Annotated in this window: 16 protein-coding genes; 8 read left to right on the top strand and 8 right to left on the bottom strand. The window is 71.2% G+C overall.

Annotation, left to right across the window (positions count from 1 at the left end; all coding sequences use genetic code 11):
* Window positions 1-6 precede the first annotated feature (6 nt).
* Window positions 7-1,392: an FAD-binding oxidoreductase gene (locus BCF44_RS10410; protein ID WP_246014930.1), complete on the bottom strand. Its 1,386-nt coding sequence runs from the start codon at window positions 1,390-1,392 to the stop codon at window positions 7-9.
* Between the two features lie 127 nt (window positions 1,393-1,519).
* Between BCF44_RS10410 and BCF44_RS10415 the strand changes: the two genes are divergently transcribed.
* From BCF44_RS10415 to BCF44_RS10435, 5 genes are all read left to right on the top strand, one after another.
* Window positions 1,520-2,002, top strand: a complete 483-nt coding sequence (locus BCF44_RS10415) for a pyridoxamine 5'-phosphate oxidase family protein (RefSeq protein ID WP_116173969.1) — start codon at window positions 1,520-1,522, stop codon at window positions 2,000-2,002.
* Entirely contained in the window at window positions 1,933-2,463 is a 531-nt protein-coding gene (locus tag BCF44_RS10420) for a DUF3558 family protein (RefSeq protein ID WP_170217456.1), read from the top strand. Before BCF44_RS10415 ends, BCF44_RS10420 begins: the two co-directional genes overlap by 70 nt.
* A 27-nt stretch (window positions 2,464-2,490) precedes the next feature.
* Window positions 2,491-3,204: a hypothetical protein gene (locus BCF44_RS10425; RefSeq protein WP_116173970.1), complete on the top strand. Its 714-nt coding sequence runs from the start codon at window positions 2,491-2,493 to the stop codon at window positions 3,202-3,204.
* Between the two features lie 118 nt (window positions 3,205-3,322).
* A complete protein-coding gene (locus tag BCF44_RS10430) occupies window positions 3,323-4,252 on the top strand; it encodes a thiopeptide-type bacteriocin biosynthesis protein (RefSeq protein ID WP_147328454.1) in 930 nt (309 codons plus the stop codon).
* Complete coding sequence (locus BCF44_RS10435; protein ID WP_116173972.1) at window positions 4,245-6,731, top strand: lantibiotic dehydratase; 2,487 nt, start codon at window positions 4,245-4,247, stop codon at window positions 6,729-6,731. The genes BCF44_RS10430 and BCF44_RS10435 overlap by 8 nt, the downstream gene beginning before the upstream one ends.
* A gap of 296 nt (window positions 6,732-7,027) precedes the next feature.
* Here BCF44_RS10435 and BCF44_RS10440 read toward each other — a convergent pair whose 3' ends face one another.
* Window positions 7,028-8,305 carry a GGDEF domain-containing protein gene (locus tag BCF44_RS10440; RefSeq protein WP_116173973.1) on the bottom strand — a complete coding sequence of 426 codons (1,278 nt, stop codon included), beginning with the start codon at window positions 8,303-8,305 and terminating at the stop codon, window positions 7,028-7,030.
* Window positions 8,306-8,464: 159 nt separating this feature from the next.
* Here BCF44_RS10440 and BCF44_RS10445 point away from each other — a divergent pair, with 159 nt between their 5' ends.
* Together BCF44_RS10445 and BCF44_RS10450 are read left to right on the top strand one after the other, a co-directional pair.
* Entirely contained in the window at window positions 8,465-8,902 is a 438-nt protein-coding gene (locus tag BCF44_RS10445; RefSeq protein WP_116173974.1) for a winged helix-turn-helix transcriptional regulator, read from the top strand.
* A gap of 3 nt (window positions 8,903-8,905) precedes the next feature.
* Complete coding sequence (locus BCF44_RS10450; RefSeq protein ID WP_116173975.1) at window positions 8,906-9,808, top strand: LLM class flavin-dependent oxidoreductase; 903 nt, start codon at window positions 8,906-8,908, stop codon at window positions 9,806-9,808.
* 95 nt (window positions 9,809-9,903) lie between these two features.
* On the opposite strand, the gene BCF44_RS10455 is transcribed toward BCF44_RS10450, so the two are convergent.
* The gene (locus BCF44_RS10455) at window positions 9,904-11,010 is read right to left on the bottom strand and encodes a CaiB/BaiF CoA transferase family protein (RefSeq protein ID WP_116173976.1); all 1,107 of its coding nucleotides are present in this window, start codon (window positions 11,008-11,010) and stop codon (window positions 9,904-9,906) included.
* A complete protein-coding gene (locus BCF44_RS10460) occupies window positions 11,007-12,131 on the bottom strand; it encodes an acyl-CoA dehydrogenase family protein (RefSeq protein WP_116173977.1) in 1,125 nt (374 codons plus the stop codon). Before BCF44_RS10460 ends, BCF44_RS10455 begins: the two co-directional genes overlap by 4 nt.
* Before the next feature lie 105 nt (window positions 12,132-12,236).
* On the opposite strand from BCF44_RS10460, the gene BCF44_RS10465 reads away from it, so the two are divergent.
* A complete protein-coding gene (locus BCF44_RS10465; RefSeq protein ID WP_379798218.1) occupies window positions 12,237-12,845 on the top strand; it encodes a TetR/AcrR family transcriptional regulator in 609 nt (202 codons plus the stop codon).
* On the opposite strand, the gene BCF44_RS10470 is transcribed toward BCF44_RS10465, so the two are convergent.
* The 4 genes from BCF44_RS10470 to BCF44_RS10485 all read right to left on the bottom strand — a co-directional run bounded on the left by BCF44_RS10470 (window position 12,842) and on the right by BCF44_RS10485 (window position 16,740).
* Entirely contained in the window at window positions 12,842-14,089 is a 1,248-nt protein-coding gene (locus BCF44_RS10470; RefSeq protein ID WP_170217458.1) for a lipase/acyltransferase domain-containing protein, read from the bottom strand. The two genes, BCF44_RS10465 and BCF44_RS10470, sit on opposite strands and share 4 nt — an antisense overlap.
* 39 nt (window positions 14,090-14,128) lie before the next feature.
* Window positions 14,129-14,830 (bottom strand): hypothetical protein, encoded by a 702-nt coding sequence (locus BCF44_RS10475; RefSeq protein WP_116173980.1) that lies wholly within the window; start codon window positions 14,828-14,830, stop codon window positions 14,129-14,131.
* Window positions 14,831-14,917: 87 nt separating this feature from the next.
* Entirely contained in the window at window positions 14,918-15,319 is a 402-nt protein-coding gene (locus BCF44_RS10480; RefSeq protein WP_116173981.1) for a hypothetical protein, read from the bottom strand.
* A complete protein-coding gene (locus BCF44_RS10485) occupies window positions 15,316-16,740 on the bottom strand; it encodes an aminotransferase-like domain-containing protein (RefSeq protein ID WP_116173982.1) in 1,425 nt (474 codons plus the stop codon). The genes BCF44_RS10480 and BCF44_RS10485 overlap by 4 nt, the downstream gene beginning before the upstream one ends.
* Between the last annotated feature and the right edge of the window lie 110 nt (window positions 16,741-16,850).

Consider the following 16,850-nt stretch of genomic DNA (forward strand, 5'->3'; position numbering starts at 1 on the left):
CGGGTGCTAGCGCCCTCGGACACACTTGTCGTACAGATCGGGCAGGCGGCTCGCGGGGTCGTAGTCCCGCTTGAGCCGCCGGTACGCGTCCCCGTTGTAGAACCGCCAGAACTCCTCCGGCGGGTAGTACGAGTCGGAGTACAGGGACTTGTGCCCGCCGAGCTCGGCGACCACCCGCTCGATGCGCCGGTTGTAGACGCCCTCCTCCTCGCCGAACCCCAGCCGGACACCCGACCAGAAGCCCACGTTCACGTACAGGGTCTTCGGGTCCAGCGGGTACAGAGGCCACGGCCGGTCGTCGGTCACCTGGAGCGGGCACAGCCACACCGGGCTGATGCCGATCTCCTTGGCGAAGAAGTCGAGGAACTCCGGCAGCCGGTCCACCGGCACCTCGATGTCCTGGATCACCGGCTCGCTGGGATACCCGGTCAGCAGGGTCTCAACCCGCCGGCTCAGGCCGTAGCGGCGGTCCATGGCCACGATCCGGCGGTACACGTCGGAGCGCAGGTACTTGCGCGGCACCAGCCGCCGCACCCACGGGTCCTGCACGCCCAGCGCCTTGGAGCACCAGAACCAGTCGGTGTCCCACCGCCACAGGTAGTCCCGCACGGTGAGGTAGTCGACCTTCTTGAACGGGATCGACTTGTAGTAGATCTGCTGGCCGGTGTAGTCGCTGGTGTGCGGCGCGGTGTCGACGAAGTCGCCCAGGGTCAGGAACATCGCGCCGCGGCTGAACACGGTGCCGTCGATGAAGTCGACGGGCTCGCCGCCGTAGGAGCGGTCGGCGCAGATCTCGGCGATCGCGGCGGCGCAGTCGTGGGCGTTGCCGAAGCGGATGTGCCGCAGCCGCACGTACGGCTTGACCGGCTCCAGGTCGATCTCCAGCCGCAGCGAGTAGCCGAGCGTGCCGTAGGAGTTGGGGAAGCCGGAGAACAGTTCGGCGTGCTCGTTGTCGGCGCGGGCGACGACCACGCGGCCGTCGCCGGTGAGGATCTCCATCTCGCGCACGGACTCGTGCGGCAGCCCGTTGCGGAACGAGGAGGACTCGATCCCCAGCCCGGACACCGCGCCACCGAGCGTGATGGTCTTCAGTTGCGGCACCACGTGCGGCATCAGTCCGTGACGGAGCGTCGCGTCGGCCAGGTCCTCGTACGTGGTCATGCCGCCGACCTGCGCGGTCCGCGTGGCCGGGTCCACCCGCAGCACCCGGTTGAACCGGCTCACGTCCAGGCCGGGATGGGCGTTCGCGTCGCGGAAGCGGAACAGGTTGGAGGTCGGCTTGGCCAGCCGCACCGGGGTGCCCGGCGGCAACGCGGCGTACTGCGCCCGCAGCGCCGCCACCTCGGCCTCGTGCTCGTCGGAAACCGCCGTCCCACCTGCTTGGTTGCCCACGGCAACCGACTCTATTGGCCGGAGTGCCCGGCGTCACGTCGTAACCAACCGATCATTTGGGATCCTCGACACACGCTGCCCGTCCGGACGGCCCACGGCGGCTGCGCCAGCTGCGATACTCGTCGGCATGCTTGCGCTCAGTGAGATCGCACCGGCATTCGTGGAGATGGCTCACCGGATCGTGTGGTGCACGGTGTCGACCGTGGACGGCTCCAACCGGCCCCGCTCCCGGGTGCTGCACCCGTACTGGGAATGGGACGGGAACCGGCTGACCGGCTGGATCGCCACCATGCAGACGGGCCCGAAGAAGGCTCACCTGACGCACAGCGCATTCACCGCGTGCAATTACTGGGCGCCGAACCATGACACCTGTCTGGCTGAATGTCGGGCCGAATGGGAACAGGACCCGGCGACCAAGGAACGCGTCTGGCACCTGTTCGCCGACGCCGCCGAACCGCTCGGCTACGACCCCGGAGGCATCGGCGTCCCGGGCTGGGACGGGCCTTCTTCGCCGGCGTTCTCCGTGCTACGCCTGGATCCGTGGCGGGTGCGGGTGCTGACGGGCGAGCAGCTGATGGGCGGCAAGAAGGCAGCCTCGTGGCGCGTGTGAAGGGCCTCCTGCTGTTCGGGCTAACCGCCCTTGCGCTGGCCGGCTGCTCTTCGACGTCGGCCGCGCCACCACCGGTCAAGCTCGACGATCTGAACGTGCAGCCCTACATGGACAAGCCCTGCACCCTGCTCGACGCCGACCAGCGATCGAACCTCGGCATCACCGGGCCGGGCGTCGCCGAGCAGAGCGGCGACTTCGGGACCTGCGCCCTGCCGACGCCGACCGGCACGGTCCGGCTCACCGTGGCGGTCAAGCGGCCGAAATACCCGAGCACACCGATCAAGATCGCTGGCTATCCGGCTGAGGAGACCACCAGCGACATCGGCTGCGCCGTCGGAGTGCAGGTGGCGGGCACGCAGCAGATCGGCGTGGTCGCGGCCGGGCCGAACACGAACAGCTGCCATTTGGCGGAGAACGTTGCGACTTCGGCCATCGGGACGATCAAACGGAACAATCCGTGACCGCGTCTGGGGGATGATGGGACCGCTGTGGAGCCTCGACCGGAAGACCTCAACACCTGGGTGAACGCGGGGTTCGCCCGGGGGGAGGCCGCCGTCTGGCGCCGCTGGGGGTTCACGGTCACCACCGCGCGGGCCTGGATCTCGGCCGGCGTCACGACCGGTCTGACCGCCGCGCAGTGGGCGATCGCCGGCGTCACGCCGAGCACGGTGGCCGGCTGGCGGGACGCCGGCATCAGCCCGGCGGACGCGGTGCGCTGGCACGAGTTCGGCGTGGGTCTGCGGGCGGCGGCCGAGTTCCGCGCGCGGGGCGTCACGCCGGAGCAGGCGTGGTCACAGCGCACGCACGGCACCGACAGCCCGGCCGACCTCGAGGTGGTGCGGCGGTTCCGGGAGGCCGGGGTGGCGGGGCCGGTGCTCAGCTCGTACCTGCTGCGGCAGTGGCTGGACGAGCAGGCGCTGGAGTGGGCCCGGCAGGGCGTGGACGCGGCGGACGCGATGGGCTGGCGGGAGCTGGGCCTGACCGCGGCCGAGGGCGGCGAGCTGGCCCGGGCCGGCCGGCGGCCGGTGGCGGAGCTGCGCGAGTGGTGGCGGGTCGGCATCCCGTTCGAGGAGGTCGCCGACTGGCTGGGCGCGGGGCTGGGGCCGGACGAGGCGGCCGGCCACCGGGCCAACGGCGTGACCGTGGAGCAGGCGGCGCGGCTGCGGGACCAGCGCCGGCGCCGCCGCGAACCGGAGACGTGACGGACCACGGGTCACCCTCTCCAGTGGGCGCCCGGCAACTCTTTCGACTGACGGAACGACCCCATCCAGCGGACATCACTTACCGTCATCACGGGGTGACGAGAAAGGTGATGTGCGGGTGGGGTCGATCGAACCCATGGTATCGGTGGCCGGCCGGCGCGTGCCGCTGGCCGAGTTCGTCGCCGACTGCCTCGATCCCGCCGGGGACGAGGAGCTGGTCGCGGCCCGGCTGACCTTCCTGGCCGGCGGGCTTGACGCGCTGCGCACGGCGGGCGCGCCGCGCTGGACGCAGGTCGGCCTGGCCGGCCTCGCGCCGCGGCTGTACCCGGCGCTCCTCGACGCGGTGGAGCAGCTGCTCGCCGACGGCGAGATCACCGACTTCCTGTTCACGCACGGGTCGCCGGGCATGCGGGTGCGGTTCGCCGCCGCGCCGGGCCGGGCGACGCAGGTGCGGGCCGAGGTGCGCCGGCTGGCCGCGCGCTGGCGGCGGCGCGGGCTGGTGACCGAGGCGGTGCCCGGCGTGTACGAGCCGGAGGCGCACCTGTTCGGCGGCCCGGAATCCATGCGCCACGCCTATCAGCTGTTCACCGTCGACTCGGTGACGTGGCTGCGCCATCACAGTGCCAATTCCTGTGGGTCCCTCGGCGACAGCACACCGGCCTGGGTGGTGTCGCTGCGGATGCTGCGCGCCGTGTTCGAGGGACTTCAGGTCGCCGGCTGGGAGGACCGCGACGTGTGGGCGCGGGTGCGCGACATCGTCGGCGGCGAGCCGGGACCGGTTTCGGCGGAGCTGGCGGGCTGGTGGGACGGCGACGAGGAGCTCCTGGCCCGGTTGCCGGAGCCCACCCGCGAGCTGCTGGCGGACCACGAGCGGCGGGTCGCGCCGGTGCTGACACGGTGGCGGACCGAGTACTTCGCGACGGATCTGGCCCGGGTCGGGCCGCGCGAGGCCGCCGCGTACCACGTCGTGCAGCACTGGAACCGAGCGAAGCTCGGACCCGCGCGGCAGGCGCGGATCCTGGACGCACTGGTCGGTCGCCGTGCCTGACGACGCCCTCACCATCGGCGCCGGCGGCCTGCTGCGCGTCGCCGGCCTGCCGGCCCGGCTGTGGACCGCCGTCGGCAACCCCGAGCTGTTCACCCTGCTCCGGGAACGCACTTGCGAGCGGTCCTCGTACGCACGCTTCGCGGAAACTCTGGCCGAGCGGCTGGGCGCCGAGCTGGTGCCGCACCCGTACCTCGAACCGGAGGAGCGCGCGGAACTGCTGGCGCTGCGCCGTCTGCTGCACCGCGGGGAACCGGTTCCGGAGGAGGACTGCTACCGCGTGGCCGGCGCGGTCTCCGGCCTGAACGCCGAGCTGGCCGACGACCTCACGCATGCCGGCGACTGGTCGACCGCGATGGTCGCCCGCCTGGCGCAGGCGGAAAGCGCCCTCCACGCAGAACGTGAGCGCCTCTCCGATCTTCCCTGGCGGCTGGTGAACTCGTCGGAGTTCGCGATGCGTGCGGTCACCGAGGCCGCCCCGGGCATGGTGGACGACATCAGGCGCCGGCTGTCGTTCGGCGAAACCTGGGACAGCAAACGGTTGCGGCACCGGTCCGACTACCTGCTGCGGGTGCTCGCCCGCGGCGCTGCGAAGCCGGCGCCCCGGGACTGGCTCGGTCACGTGGCGCTGCTGGCCGTCGGCGAGCGGTCCGGCGCGTGGACGTCGGTCGGCGAGTCGGCGGCCAACCGGGTCGCGGCGACGCGGGGCGACCGCGCGCTGCCGGACCTCGTCGGCGCCACCGTGGCGATGACCGGACTCAACTGGATCGACCGCGACCACCTGTGCTGCTGGGTGGTCGACGCCGTCGACGGCGGCACCATGCGGCGGCTGAAGATCCGCCGCACGCCGGCGTTGGACGCGATCCGACGGGCCCTCTCGACCGGCGCCTGCGAGGCGGACGAGTTGGTGATGCGGCTGTCGTCCGACGCCCCGGACGTATTGCGCGGCTACCTGCGGCACCTGGCCGGGCTCGGCGTGCTGACGGTGTCCGCGCCGCCGAGCAGCGAGCTCACCGGCTGGGGTCCGACCGCCGCCGCGCCGCCCAAGCCGGGCCTCGTCGACGTGTACCGCCGGGCGGGCGGCACCATGCCGACCGAGGCCGCCTCACGGCTTCAGAACCTGCTGGCGCAGGCCGGCCGAGTCGGCGCGGTGCTGGCGGCCGCCGCCGCGCCCGCCCCCGAGCACCCGATCCTGGCGCTGGTCGGCCCGCAGCCACGGCCGGTGACCGAGGTGCTGGCCGAGTTCCTCGGCGCCCACGAGGACTCCCGCGAGCCGGCGCTGCACGAGTGGGACGGCGGCGTGCCGCGGCAGCGGCCCGGCTGGCCGGCCCCACCGTCCGATGTGGACACACCGTACGGCCGGCTGCTGGCGCTGCTGGACACCGACGCCGACCAGGTCACGTTGACGCCGCAACTGTTGGACGAGATCGGCGCGCCACCGGTGGCAACCCCCGCCTGGCCGGTGGACTGCCTGGTGCGGCCGATCGGCGTCGGTGGCGGTCACGGAGCAGTGCTGGAAGGCGCGGCGCCGGCTGGCGTGGTGGACGCCCGGTTCGTCGAAGCGCTTCGCCACCTGCACGGCGAACTGCCGCACGTGACCGCGTACCGGACGTTTCTGGACGAGCTCGGCCGGCGCTGCGGTGCCGAGACCGTGGAGATCCTGGTGCCACCACAGGACCCGCAGGCCGTCGGCGCGGTCCGCCGGCCCCGCCTGTGTCCGATGTGGACGGGTGAGGCCGATTCGTCCGCCTACCAGCCGGCCGGCGGGCGGCACCTGCCGCTGGACCGGATCACCGTGCGGCGGGTGGGCGACCGGATCGTGGCCGAGGACACCGACGCGCCCGATGGCCTTGCCCTGTGGCCGATGTACCACTCGGCGCGGGCCCCGCTGGCGCCGTGGGGCTTACTCGTGACGCTGCTGACGGCCGCTTCGCCGGTGCGGCGGCTGGCCGGCCCCCTGGTGCTGGGCAACCCGTTGGCGGCGCTGCCCGACCGCAATCGATTGCCACGCCTCGTTCTCGCCGGCGGGCTGGTGCTGTCCGGGGCGCAGTGGCGGATCCCCCGCGAGCAGCTGCCGGCGGCGGACTTGCCATCGGACGAACGGATCCGAGCGATCGCCGCGCTGCGCATCGGCACCGGCATCCCCCGCTGGGTGTTCGCCCGCTCACAGGGCGGCCACCAGCCGCGGCCGGTGGACCTGGACTGCCTGTCCGCGGTGCGGGCATTGGACAAACTCCTCGCCGACGACCCGGAATCCGGCCTGGTGTTCGAGGAGATGCTGCCGGATCCCCATCATCTGCCGCTGCGCGACGCCGACGGCGAGCCGGTGGCCGGGCAGCTGCTGGCGCGGCTGCCGGTGGACGCCACGCCGGGACGGCTGGCCGCGCGGGCGATGCTGGCGTGGAACGGGGTCGTCAATGCCGAGCAGGAACGGGCACTCCCCCGACAGCGTGACAACGCGGGCAGCGCGGTGCCGGTGTGAGGCCCGCGACGGACGTTCACATTCAACAGCCATCCGAGCGAAACGTGACTCATACCGGGGCGGAATCGCCTGGTCAGAACGTGCGCGTGACGGACAACCCGCAACACTTTCGGCGGTTGGCCTTTCAGCCGGCGTCGAAGTAACGTAGAGTCCGTAAACGGTGCGGTTCTAGTAACAACGATCTTGCACCGCAGGACAACCCGAAGAGCCCCCCGCTACTCCTCCCCCCGGTAGCGGGTTTAGCGAGACCCCCGTCCACCTCCCCCCTCTGGGACGGGGGTCTCGCCCTGTCTGCGTCACGCCGGTCGCCGCAACGGATCCGCGGCCAGGCACGTCCGGTTGCGGCCGCCGCGCTTGGCCGCGTACAGCGCGGTGTCGGCGGTGCGCAGCAGATCGTCCAGGTTCAGCGCGTGGTCCGGGAACATCGCCGCGCCGACCGACGCGGTCACGCCCACCACGGCCGGATCACCTCGGTCACCCGTGACCGCGACGGTCAGCCGCTCCAGCGTTCGCCGGATCCGTTCGCCCGTGTGCAGCAACGAGGTCTGGCTGTGCACGCCCGGCACCAGGATGCTGAACTCCTCGCCGCCGAAGCGGGCCACGAAGTCGAAGTCCGGCACCTCCGCGCGCAGCGCGTCCGCCACCGCCCGCAGCACGTCGTCGCCGGCGAGGTGGCCGTAGCGGTCGTTGAGGTGCTTGAAGTGGTCCAAGTCGATGATCAGCAGCCCGACGCCGTCGTCGCGACGGGCGGCGGTGGCGAGTTCCTTGCGCGCGATCTGCCGCCAGTGCACGGTGTTGGCCAGCCCGGTCTTGGCGTCGCAGCGGGCGTCGTTCTCGAACTGCCGCACCAGGATCGCGCGGTGCAGCACCACCGCCACCGGCACGCCGAACAGGATCACCAGCGGCGCGTGCGTCAACGCGATGGACACCAGCACGCCCAGGCACACCGTGGCCACGTCGATCGCGTTCAACTCCAGATCGCCCACCAGGTCCACGAGCCGCGCCCGCGGCGTGGTCAGGCCGATCGCGCCGCCCACCAGCACCAGCTGCGCCACCCAGTAGACGACGCTCGCGGCCGTCAGGACGGCGAGCTCGGCGAGGGAACCCGGCACGTCGGTCATCGGCGGCGGCCGGTGACCGACCGCCACGAGCACCCCGCTCGCCGCGCACGCCGCACACGTGATCGACGCCGCCGAGAACCAGTTCCGGTGCGGCGGGCGATCGAAGGCGAGCCAGCGTTGACCCCGCGTCAACACGACCATGCCCAGCACCAGAAGTGGTGGCAGACAACACACTGCCGCCACGAGCCAGATCGACGTCAGGTCGACCTGGGGGCCGCCGGTCGTCACGCGGCGGACGCGCTCGATCCGCCGCGACGCCTGGAGGTGCACCACCGAGCACGCCGCCAGCACACCGAATGTGAGCAGGTCCTGGGAGTGCACCGGCGCGGCCGTCGCGATGGCCGCCGCCGCGGCGATCGCCGCCGTCTCCACCGTCAGGACGTACGCCACCGCCGGCGCCGGCAACTGCCACAGCGGCCACGATGGAACCCGCCACCAGCCGCCGTCGTCCATCCCGCAACACCGCCCCCGGTCGTGGTCCGGCCCGCGGCCCCGACGCTAGCGGCGCCCGGCTGGCGCGGAACCAGATCTTGGAAGACGTGACCCTCCGTGCCCGCAACGCGGCCAGTTCGCGCAGGTTGGAAAACCAGACCCACAAGGTAGGCTCGGACCATGGCCCGTGAGTGTTCGATCGCCAACGCCCTCGAGGTGATCGGCGAGCGCTGGACGCTGCTGGCGCTGCGCGAGGTGCTGCTGGGCAACCGGCGCTTCGACCAGATCGTGCAGCAGACCGGCGCCAGCCGGGACATCCTCGCGACCCGGCTGCGCAAGCTGGTGGAGGTCGGCCTGTTGGAGCGCCGCCAGTACGAGATGCACCCGCCGCGCTACGAGTACCACCCCACCGAGGTCGGCCAGAGCCTGCACACGGTGCTGCTGACGCTGATGGCGTGGGGCAACGACCACGTGACCGCCGGCCCGCCGCCCACGGTGTGGGAACACAGCTGCGGTCACGAGCTGCGCCCCCAGGTCGTCTGCGCGCACTGCCGCCAGGAGGTAGAACTTGGGGACAGCCGGGCGGTGCGGCTCGGTGGACGACCCGTCGAGAGGTAGGCCATGCGCTTCGCCGTCGCCATCCCGCAGTTCGCCGTCGACCCGCGCGAGGTGCGGCGCTTCCTGACCCGCGCCGAGGAGCTCGGCTTCGACGGCGCGTGGACGCAGGAGCAGATCATCGGCAGCAAACCGGTGATCAGCCCGCTGGAGCTGCTCGCCTACGCCGCGGCCTGCACCGAGCGGATCCGGCTGGGCTGCGCGGTGTTCGTGACGCCGCTGCGCAACCCGGTGCACCTGGCCAAGTCCATCACCTCGCTCGATCAGCTCAGCGGCGGCCGGATCGACGTCGGCGTGGGCACCGGCGGCAAGTTCCGGCCGTTCGCGGCGTTCGACTCCGGCCCCGAACACCTGGTCACGCGCTTCACCGAGCACCTGGACCTGATGAAGCGGCTGTGGACCGAGGAGTCCGTGACCGTCGACGGGCAGTTCTGGCAGCTCAAGGACGCCCACATGGAGCCGAAGCCGGTGCAGTCGCCGCACCCGCCGATCTGGTTCGGCGCCAATCACCCCAAGGCGGTGCGCCGCGCCGTCAAGCTCGGCAATGGCTTCATCGGCGCCGGATCCTCGACCACCGCCCGGTTCGTGGACCAGGTGAAGGTGGCCCGCGAGGCGATGGCCGAGTTCGACCGTCCCGACTTCAAGATCGCCAAGCGGGTGTACCTGGCCGTGGACGACGACGCCGCGCGGGCTCGGGACCGTATCGGCGAGGCCCTCGGCGCACTGTACGCGGGATTCCCGCTCGGCGACCTGACGTCCGTGGCGGTCTACGGCACCCCCGACGACGTCGTGCGCGGGCTGCGCGAGGTCGCCGACGCGGGGGCGGAGACGATCCTGCTCAACCCGATGTTCGACGAGCACGAGCAGATGGAGCGGCTGGTCGCGGAGGTGCTCCCGCAGCTTAACTGAGCCCCGGCCCGACGCCGCCCTCTTTTGCCACATGCGCTTCCTATTTGCGCCCTGGTGACAAGTAGGAAGCGCATGTGGCACAAAAGTGGCGGCGGTCAGCTGACGTCGTCTACCGTCAACCCCAACTCCCCCAACACTTCCGCCGTGTGCTCGCCGGAAAACGCCGGCGGGCCGGGCGTTCCCGACGGGGTGCGGTCGAACCGTGGCGCGGGCGCGGGTTGCACGACGCCGGCCAGCTCCACGAAGTTCTCCCGCGCCTTGTTGTGGGGGTGGTCGGCGGCCTCGTCGGGGGCCAGCACCGGCGCGAGGCAGGCGTCGCTGCCGACCGACAGCGCCGCCCATTCGTCACGGGTGCGCCGCCGCACGGCCTCGGCGATGTGCGCGCGCAGCGCCGGCCAGTTGGCGGGATCGTGCCGATTGGCCGGCAGCGCAGCGGGATCGAGCTCCAGAAGCGTCACCAGTTCGGCGTAGAACTTCTCCTCCAGCGCGCCGATCGCCACGAACTTGTCGTCGGCCGTGACGTACGTGTCGTAGTACGGCGCGCCGCCGTCGAGGAGGTTTCCCCCGCGTGGCAACGACAGCGCGCCGGCAGCCTTGATGCCGTGCACGAAGGTCGCCACCAGCGCGGCGCCGTCGACCATCGCGGCGTCGATCACCTGGCCGCGTCCGGAGCGCTCGCGTTCGTACAGGGCGGCCAGGACGCCGGTGGCCATCAGCAGCCCGCCGCCGGCGAAGTCGCCCACGAGGTTGAGCGGTGGAACCGGGCGACCCCCGTTCTGCCCAATGGGTTCCAGCGAACCGGCGACCGCGATGTAGTCGATGTCGTGCCCGGCGGAGTCGGCGAGCGGACCGTGCTGGCCCCAGCCCGTCATCCGCGCGTAGACCAGGCGGGGGTTGCGCGCGTGGCAGTCGGCCGGCCCGATGCCCAGCCGTTCCGTCACACCGGGCCGGAACCCTTCCACCAGGACGTCGCTGCGTTCCACCAGTCGCAGCACGGCGTCGACGGCCGCCGGCTTCTTGAGGTCCAGCGACACCGAGCGACGGCCGCGGGTCAGCGGATCGTTCGGCACCGCCGGCGGCGCGCCCGGCCGGTCGATCCGGATCACCTCGGCCCCCATGTCCGCCAACACCATGCAGCCGAACGGGGCCGGCGCGAGCCCGGCGAGCTCGATGACCCGGAGGCCGGTGAGAGGGCCGCTCACAACGACCGCCCGATGATTTCCTTCATGATCTCGTTCGTGCCGCCGTAGATCTTCTGCACCCGCGCGTCCGCCCAGATCCGCGCGATCGGGTACTCCTTCATGTAGCCGTAGCCGCCGAACAGCTGGAGGCAGCGGTCGGCGACCCGGCAGAGCCGCTCGCTGGCCCACATCTTGGCCATCGCGGCGGTCGGCACGTCCAGCTTCCCCACCAGGTGCCGCTCGACGCACTGGTCGATGAACGCCCGCGCCACGGCCACCTCGGTGGCGCACTCGGCCAGCTCGAACTTGGTGTTCTGGAACTTGATCAGCTCCCGGCCGAAGGCCTGCCGCTGCTTGACGTAGTCGAGGGTGAGCTCGAGCGCCATCTCCATGCCGGCGACGGCCGCCACGGCGATGATCAGACGCTCCTGCGGCAGCTGCTGCATCAGCTGCACGAAGCCCTGCCCCTCCTGCCCGCCGAGCAGGTTGGACACCGGCACCCGCACGTCGTCGAAGAACAGCTCGGAGGTGTCCTGCCCGGCCAGCCCCAGCTTGTCCAGCACCCGGCCGCGGCGGAAGCCCTCGACCAGCTCGGTCTCCACCACGATCAGCGAGATGCCGTGCGCGCCCTGGTCGGCGTCGGTCTTGGCGACGACGATGACCAGGTCGGCCTGCGAGCCGTTGGTGATGAACGTCTTGGCCCCGTTGATCACGTACTCGTCGCCGCTGCGCACGGCTCGGGTCCGCACGGACTGGAGGTCGGAGCCGGCCCCCGGCTCGCTCATGGCGATCGCGCCGACCAGGTCGCCGCTGGCCAGCCGCGGCAGCCAGCGGTGCTTCTGCTCCTCGGTGCCGTAGTTGAGCAGGTAGTGGGCGACGATGCCGCTGTGCACGCTGTTGCCCCAGGAGCTGTCCAGCGCCCGGGCCTGCTCCTCCAGCAGCACGGTCTCGTGCGCGAAGGTGCCGCCCCCGCCGCCGTACTCCTCGGGGATGCTGATGCAGACCAGCCCCAGCTCGCCCAGCCGCCGCCACAGGTCGCGGTCGACCGAGTGCTGCTCGGCGAAGCGCTCCTGGTGCGGGGTCAGCTCCTTGGCGAAGACGTCCCGCGCCAGGCGGCGCAGCTGGTCGAGGTCCTCGGTCATCCAGGACGAGCGGTGCTGGGGCACGGTGCTGACCTCCCGAAGAAACAATCAGGGCTGCCGGTAAACTTACCGGCAGCCTGGATTGTTTGTGAAGACCTCGCTAGCATCGGCCGTGTGACCAGGCCACGACTGACCCAGCAGGAGCGCACCGAACGCACCCGGGAGCTGCTGCTGGACGCCACCATCGACTGCCTGGTCGAGCTGGGCTACGCCCGCACCTCCACCAACGAGATCTGCCGCCGTGCCGGCGTGTCGCGGGGCGCCCAGCAGCACCATTTCGCCACGAAGGCGGAGTTGATGGCGCACGCCATCGAGCACCTGGTGACCAAGCTGCTGGCCCGGATGAGCGAGCAGCCGCCGGCCTCGCTGCCCGGCCCGGACCGGGTCGCGATGGGCATCGACCTGCTCTGGCAGGGCTACTCGGGGTCGCTCTCGACGGCCGTGATGGAGCTGTGGGTGGCCGCCCGCACCGACCCCGAGCTGCGCGCGGCGATGCACCCCATCGACAAGGCGCTGGCCCGCCGCACGTCCGAGCTGTTCCGCGACATGCTCGGCGACCAGGTGACCCCGGACCAGCGCGATCTGCCGCTGTGGCTGACCGTGAACCTGATCCGGGGTCTCGCCCTGGACGCGATGATCGGCGGCGATCCGGCCCGCCAGGACCAGCTCCTCCAGGAGTGGAAGACCATCGCGGTGAAGACCTACGGCGCCTAGCAGTGGTGGCTGGGGGCCTTCAGGGTCGCCAGCAGCCGGTTCAGCACGTTCGGGTTGCTCGGCAGCGAGAAGTGGTCCACGCCGGGGTTGTCGCTGAGCACGTAGCTGTGGCACTTCATCGCCGACCACACCCGGTTGGCGTTGTTGGTGATGTCCTCCTGATTGCTGTCGCCGCTGAGGAAGATGAACTGGCTCTGGTCGACCAGCTGCCCCACCTTCAGGTTCGGCAGCGTCGCGCCGACGATGGTCGGCAGCCCGGAGCCCTTCTCCGCGGTCACGTCCACGTCCGGGAAATACCGTGGCGTTCGGAATTTGACGAATCCGATGTAGTACTGGGCGATCTGCCGTTCGGCGGTGAGACCGGCGTCCGAGAGCAGACGGGGCCAGTCGCGCGGCGTGTAACTGCGGCCGGTGGAGGTGTCCTTGATGACGGTTTCCCGGTCGCCGAACACCGCCGGATCGGAGGCGCTCATGTACGTGGACGGCGCGGTCAGGTACATCCGAGCGCTGCTCACGGCGTTGTCGACCGTCTTGGGATAGCCGAAATCCGGCACGTTCAGACCCGTGAACAACACCGAATAGAGCAGGCCCTGGCCCGGGAAGTTGCCGGCGAGCGGGGTGAAGCCGTGGATGTACGTGTCCCGCCACGCCTGGCTGGTGTGGGTGAGCAGGTACTGCGCGTACAGCGGCCCGTTGGAATGCCCGACCAACTGCACCGGCCGGTTGCCGTTGTCGTGGTACGTCTGCTCGACCAACCGCACGGCCCGCGCCAGGAATCCGCCGAGGTCGGGGGTGAGCCGCGCGTCGTAGCCGGCCACCCGGATGTCCTTGTCGCGCTGGTAGCCGGCGGATTCCAGCGTCTTGTACAGCTGCTCGTAGAACGGGGCGCTGTCGGTCCTGCCGTAGTCGATGACGCTGACCCTGACGCCCGGCTGCTCGGCGAACCGGAGCGGCATCGGCTTGGTCGGATTCGGGTCGTAGCGCAGGGTTTCCAGCTCGTCCTGGCAGACCTGGCTGAAGGCGCTGGTCTGCGGGTTCTGGAACCAGTCCTGGAAGCTGCCCGAGCGCGGGCAGTTCGGGTCGGTGGTCTGGTCTCGCACCGTCACCTGGAGCTTGGTGAGGTGGAACGCCGGGAACAGCACGACCGGCGTCCGCCCCGATGCGGATGCCGCCGCGACGCCCGGCAGCACGGTCAGCGCGAGGGCGGCGGCGACGCCCGCGCGCAGCAGGAACCTCAGGTTCATACCCGCCAACCTAGCGGCGGCCGGCATCGCGAGCGGTGCTCAGTGGCTGACCGTGAAGGAAAGCTTGGCACCGCCGATGTCGTGCGGGCCGTCCGGCGTCACGACGTCGGCCCGCACCCCGCCCTTGCCGCTGATCGTGTCCTGGGCGAAGACGAACCAGTAGCGCAAGGTGACGGACTTGCCCTTGGGCAGCGGCTGCTGGGCGGTGTAGGCACTGAGGAAGTCCATGCCGCCGCCCGCGTACGAGAGGGGCACGTCGACGTACTTGAGCGTGGCCGGGTCGTAGCGCTGCACGACGCCGTGGGCGAACGGCAACGGGCCGGCGACGCACGTGCAGTGGTCCAGCACGAGCACGAAACCGACGTTCGGGTAGGAGACCGGCGAGTTGTTGCACACCGTCATGTCGACCTCGACCGGCGCGCCGTCGACCTTGACCGTGCCCGACGGCGCGCCGCTCAGGCTGACCCGCACCTGGTCCGCGGCCGGCACCGACCCGTACGGATCCGCGGTGGGCACCGGCGCGGTCGCCGGGTTCGGCTTGCATCCGTTGTCCGAGGCCACGGGGGTCGCGGTGGCGGTCGTTGTGCTCGCGGGCGTGGCGCTGGTGGTGGTCGTGGTCGGCGCGGCGGCGCTGGCGGCGGTCGTGGTGACCACCGGCGGCGGAGGCGTCGCGACCGACGGCGAGCAGGCCGTCAGTGCGAGCAGTCCGGCGGGCACGGCAAGAAAAAGGCGCTTGATCATCACGGTTCTTTTCCCCCTGTCAGGAATCATTGTCCACCAGAGGACGCCGCCACCGCCAGCCGGTTGCATGGGGAATTCCCTGACCCGTCAGGACATTACGATCAGGGTCGTTTCGTGACCGATCACCGAGGCGATGGACCACAGCGAACCGGCGCCGGTCGTGCAGCCGGAACCCGGTTCACAGCTGTCGTATCCGGGCAGCTTGAAACAGCCGTCGCCGGCCCCGAACGGATACGAGTTCGTTGCCACCCGGACGTATTCCGAATATGTGTCGTCGCTCGGACCGGCGACGAACGCGTCGGCCGCGGCGAGCGTCCGCGCCACCGGATGGCTGTCGTCCCAGCCCTTGTGCCGAAACAGCAGCCGCCCGGCGGCCGCGGTCATTCGCGCCAATTCCACGCGTTCCGGGGTGACGATTTCGTCCTGGCCCATCAGCAGGCGGTCGTAGTGGCTGATCAATTCCCGTAACCGCGCCGCCGCGTCGCTCATCGCAGTCTCCGCCCGCCCCGCCACACCGATACCAGTCGCTGCACGCCTTCCAACACGGTGTCCGGCCCGGCGGCGTAGGACAACCGTATCCGGTCCATCTGCCCGTCGGCCGCGGAGAACACCGATCCCGGCGTGAGGAGCACGCCGGCGCGCCGCGCGGATTCCACCACCGTCAGGCCGTTCGGCTCCGGCAGCCGCACCCACAGCGACGCGCCGCCGTCCGGCTCCACCCACGTCCAGTCCGGCAGGTGCGTGACCAGCAGCTCCGCCGTCCATTCGTAACTGGCCCGCAGTTCCCTGGCCCGCGCCCGCCGCGCCCGCGGCACATAGCCGAGCAGCCGCAGCGCCGCCAGCTGGCTCGGCACCGAACTGCCCATGTCCGCCGACGACCGGTAGGTGGCCAGCTGCCGGACGAAGTCCACAGTGGACCGGATCCAGCCGACCCTGATGCCGCCCCAGAACAGCTTCGACAGCGACCCGATGGACAGCACCGGCGCGTCCGGGGCGAGCGCGGCCATCGACGGCGGCGGCGGACCCTTGAACAAGGTGTCCACAGAGGACAGATCCTCGATCAGCGTGGTGCCGGTCTCCGCCACGGCGCTGGCGATCACCTTGGCCACGGCGGGACGCATGGTGACGCCGACGGGATTGTGCACGGTGGGCACCAGGTACAACAGTCGCGGCCGACGGCTGCGCAGCAGCCGCACCAACACGTCCGCGTCCGGGCCGTCGTCACGCAACGGGATCGTGCGCAGCCGCGCGCCGCGTTCCCGGAACGCGTCCAGCGCGCCCCAGTTCGTCGGATCCTCCACCAGGACCTCGTCGCCGGGCGCGAGCATCGCGGTGGCGATGAGCTGCAACGCCTGCTGCGAACCGCTTGTCACCAGCACCTGATCCGGGTCGGACAGCAGTCCGTCGTCGGTGCAGTGGTTGGCGATCGCCGCGCGCAGCGCGGGCAGGCCGGCCGGGTAGTAGCCGTGCCCGCGCACCCAGTGCCGCAGATCCTGCGGGCTGACCGCGCCGACCACCTCGGCAACCCAGTCCTGGCCGGGCAGTGCGGCGCTGGACAGGTCGGCGACGGCGCTGTCGGCCGTGTCGCTCAACGGGTTGAGCCGGGCGGCCGAGCCGGGCAGCCGGGGCTGCGAGTTGCCGCGGACGCGGGTTCCGCTGCCCTGCCTCGAATCCAGTAAACCCAGTGAGCGCAGTGTGGTGTAAGCGGTGACCAATGTGCCGCGGCTGACCGCGAGTGTGCTCGCGAGTGCCCGTTCGGACGGAAGCAATGTGCCCGGCGGCAGTTCGCCGGAGGAGATCAACGCGGTCAGCGCGGCGGCGAGCTGCCGGTGCAGCGACTCGCGCGCGTCCGTGCACCAGCCGTCCAACAGCCGGGCCAACGCGGTCTCGCCGATTCTGGGGTTGTCCACGAACGGTGTCCACTTTCACTGAATTGGACTCACCCAGGCGGCCGTAATCGGGCGAGTCTTGACCATGACGGTATCGCCAACCCCGAGGAGATGATCATGGTGTCCACCGG

It is taken from the genome of Kutzneria buriramensis (genome assembly GCF_003387475.1).
Classification (GTDB): Bacteria; Actinomycetota; Actinomycetes; order Mycobacteriales; family Pseudonocardiaceae; genus Kutzneria; species Kutzneria buriramensis.